The following is a 3,512-nucleotide window of genomic DNA, read 5'->3' on the forward strand; positions in this document are numbered from 1 at the left end:
ACCGACCACTGAACGCTTTTTTGGGGTTATATCAAAGACACGGTGCTGGAACCAGTGCGTCGCAAAGGTTCAGATTTCCCGTAAATCCGGTATGTTAGATCGACAGCAATTGGAAACATTCGCGACCGTCCTGGAGTGCCCGCATTGCCGGCGACAGCATGATTAGCGTGCCCCGCTTACATGAACAAGCTGGGCCGGTGCGATCTAAACGCAGATCATTCCGACTTTGGTCACTTCCCGGCTCCGGTAGATGGATGCGCAAGATCGCTTTCCGTGGATGTCCATGCGATGCATTAATGTGTTTCTCGTGAGAAACCGTTGATAGGACTTCGAGCGGGAATTGGCTAGGGAAACGCTGACTTATTCATCTCAGCAGTCATCGCCGACGAGGTCGAGAACGTTGTAGAAAGAAGCTCACGGAACGGTCCCACGATCATGGGCGGCAGATCGGTTTTGCAGAAGCGGGGAGTCTGAGCAGGAAGCGCGTGACGAAACGTAGCGTTTCCTGACAGAGAGGGAGAAGGTCAACTGGGAATCAGAACGATGCCGCTGAGCGCACCGGGCCTGTGACAGGGCTTGAAGAATTTCCCGCAGGAATTCCGGGAGAAGGCTGCTGGGTTGATCCAAAACGGCTTGACTGGCTCGGTGTGCGCTATACGGTCACCGGCAGGAGCCTGCCAGACGGACTGAGCCGTTTCACTGCTTCACATGCTCGTGTAATTTGGACCACCACCGCCTTCCGGCGTCGTCCACACGATATTTTGCGTCGGGTCCTTGATGTCGCAGGTCTTGCAGTGCACGCAGTTTTGCGCGTTGATCTGCAGACGCTCGCTGCTGTCGTCGTTCTTCACGAATTCGTAGACCGCCGCCGGGCAGTAACGGCTTTCCGGACCCGCATACGTCTTCAGATTCACGTTCACCGGCACGAACGGGTCTTTCAGCGTCAGGTGCGTCGGCTGGTTCTCTTCATGGTTCGTATTCGAGATGAACACCGACGACAGCCGGTCGAATGTCAATGTGCCGTCCGGCTTCGGATACGCGATCGGCTTGCACTGTGACGCCGGCTTCAGCATCTCGTGATCCCAGTGTTTATGATGCAGCGTCCACGGCACGTTGCCGCCCAGCAGCTTCTGCTCGATGCCGACCATCAGCGCGCCAAGGTACAGGCCCTTGCTCATCCACTGCTTGAAGTTGCGCGCGCGATACAGCTCGCCATGCAGCCAGGAAGTTTTGAACGCTTCGGGATAAGCGGTCAGCTCGTCGTTCTGACGGCCTGCCTGCACCGCATCGAAGGCGGCGTCGGCGGCGAGCATGCCGGTCTTGATCGCCGCGTGCGATCCCTTGATGCGCGATGCGTTGAGGAAGCCCGCGTCGTCGCCGACCAGCGCGCCGCCCGGAAACGCCAGCTTCGGCAACGACATCAGGCCGCCCGCGGTGATGGCCCGCGCGCCGTACGACACGCGCTTGCCGTCCTCGAGAAACTTGCGGATCTCCGGATGCGTCTTGTAGCGCTGGAACTCCTCGAACGGCGACAGATACGGATTCGTGTATCCCAGCCCGACGACGAAGCCGACGACCACATGGTTATTGTCCATGTGATAGAGGAACGAGCCGCCGTACGTGTCCTTGTCGAGCGGCCAGCCGGCGGTGTGGATCACGAGACCCGGCTTGTGCTTCGACGGATCGATTTCCCATAGCTCCTTGATGCCGATGCCGTAGACCTGCGGATCGGCGCCTTCACGAAGGTGGAAATGATCCTGCAGCTGCCGGCCGAGATGGCCGCGCGCGCCTTCGCAGAACAGCGTGTACCTCGCGTGCAGTTCCATACCGAGCTGGAAGTTCTCGGTCGGCTCGCCGTCCTTGCCGATGCCGAGATTGCCGGTCGCGACGCCCCTGACCGAGCCATCGTCGTTGTACAGGATCTCGGCGGCCGGGAAGCCCGGAAAAATCTCGACGCCGAGCGCTTCGGCCTGCTGACCGAGCCAGCGCGTGACGTTGGCGAGCGAAATCACGTAGTTGCCGTGGTTCCTGAAATTGTCCGGCAGCGCCCAGGCCGGCACGCTCTTCGCGCCGGTCTCCGACAGGAACAGGAAGCGGTCTTCGGTCACGTCGACCGTCAGCGGCGCGCCTTTCTCCTTCCAGTCGGGGATCAGTTCGGTCAGCGCGCGGGGGTCCATCACCGCGCCCGAGAGGATATGCGCCCCGATCTCCGAGCCTTTTTCCAGTACGCACACGCCAAGCTCGACGCCCTGTCCGGCCGCGCGCTGCTTCAGGCGAATCGCCGCCGACAGGCCAGCCGGGCCGCCGCCGACGATCACGACGTCGTACTCCATCGACTCGCGCGGGCCGTATTGCTCGATGAGCGTCGTCTGTTGTGTTGTCATGGGCGAAACCCTTCGGTGTTGCTCGCGAGCGTTTCGATGGCGATCGACACGAGCTGCGCGCCGGGGTCGGAGGTGCGCAGCGCGAGTTCCTCAGGCCGGCCGCCGAGCCATAGCGCATTGAGCGGCGCCAGCGTCACGCCGTGCAGCAGGGCGCTTTCCACATGCCACTGTCCCGCGAGGCTCAACAGCAGATGCGTCGCGGCGGGCGTCACGCGCAGCGAATGCGATACGACGCTCACGTGCGCGCGGCACGTGCCGCGCTTCGTCATCACGTTGAGCACCCGGAGCACCTTGAGCGGCTGCGCGTGCGGATTGACCCACACGTGTAGATCGCCGGAGAAGTGCACTGGCTGGCCGGAGTGAACCGGTAACTGGCCGTCCTGCGAATGCAGGTCGAACGCGGCGTCGTCGATCGGCAGCAGCGTGCGGTCGTAGCCGGGAAATTGCGAGAACTTCGCCGGGCCGTCGAGCGTCGCGATGCTGACGCGCCACGGCGCGGCCGCGCGCTGGTCCGCCTGCTGGCCATCGCCGCGCGCGACAGTCAGCGTCGTGCCGTCGCCGTTTGCCCACGGCTCGGGCGCAAGCCGCGTGCAGTCGACGAACCGCACCGCGCTGCTAGCGACGGTGCGCGGCGCGCTCGCGTTGGTGCCCGTGTTTGCGCCGGCGGAAGAGGAGGGCATCCGGGCGTTCATGCGCGCGGCGCCGTCTGCTGCGCACGCGCTTCGAGCGCGCCGACCACGTCGAACAGATCGCCGACCAGGCCCACGTCCGCGACCGAGAAGATCGGCGCGTCCGGGTCCTTGTTGACTGCGACGATGAATTTCGAGTCCTTCATGCCGGCCAGATGCTGGATCGCGCCCGAGATGCCGAACGCGACGTACACGTCTGGCGCGACGCTGCGGCCGGTCTGTCCGACCTGCGCGGCGTTCGGCGCATAGCCGGCATCGACAGCGGCGCGTGACGCGCCGAGCGCGGCGTGCAGATCGTCGGCGAGACGGCCGAGGCGTGCCATGTTGTCCTCCGACGCGAGACCGCGTCCCCCCGCGAGCACCACACGTGCGCTGCCGAGATCCTGGCCGCTCTGCGCGGCGGCGCGGCGCTCGACGACGCGCGTGCCGGCAAACGGCG

The 3,512-nt window shown here is 64.0% G+C and carries 3 protein-coding genes; all 3 read right to left on the bottom strand.

The features are described 5' to 3' along the window. Nucleotides 1-704: 704 nt before the first annotated feature. Nucleotides 705-2,384: an electron transfer flavoprotein-ubiquinone oxidoreductase gene (locus tag G3N97_RS37495; protein ID WP_205997797.1), complete on the bottom strand. Its 1,680-nt coding sequence runs from the start codon at nucleotides 2,382-2,384 to the stop codon at nucleotides 705-707. Then, nucleotides 2,381-3,064: a HutD family protein gene (locus tag G3N97_RS37500; protein WP_241031077.1), complete on the bottom strand. Its 684-nt coding sequence runs from the start codon at nucleotides 3,062-3,064 to the stop codon at nucleotides 2,381-2,383. The genes G3N97_RS37495 and G3N97_RS37500 overlap by 4 nt, the downstream gene beginning before the upstream one ends. 8 nt (nucleotides 3,065-3,072) lie before the next feature. Continuing rightward, a partial coding sequence (locus G3N97_RS37505; protein ID WP_205997799.1) for an FAD-binding protein occupies nucleotides 3,073-3,512 on the bottom strand: 440 nt, incomplete at its 5' end.

The organism is Paraburkholderia sp. Ac-20347 (assembly GCF_017104805.1).
Lineage (GTDB): Bacteria > Pseudomonadota > Gammaproteobacteria > Burkholderiales > Burkholderiaceae > Paraburkholderia > Paraburkholderia tropica.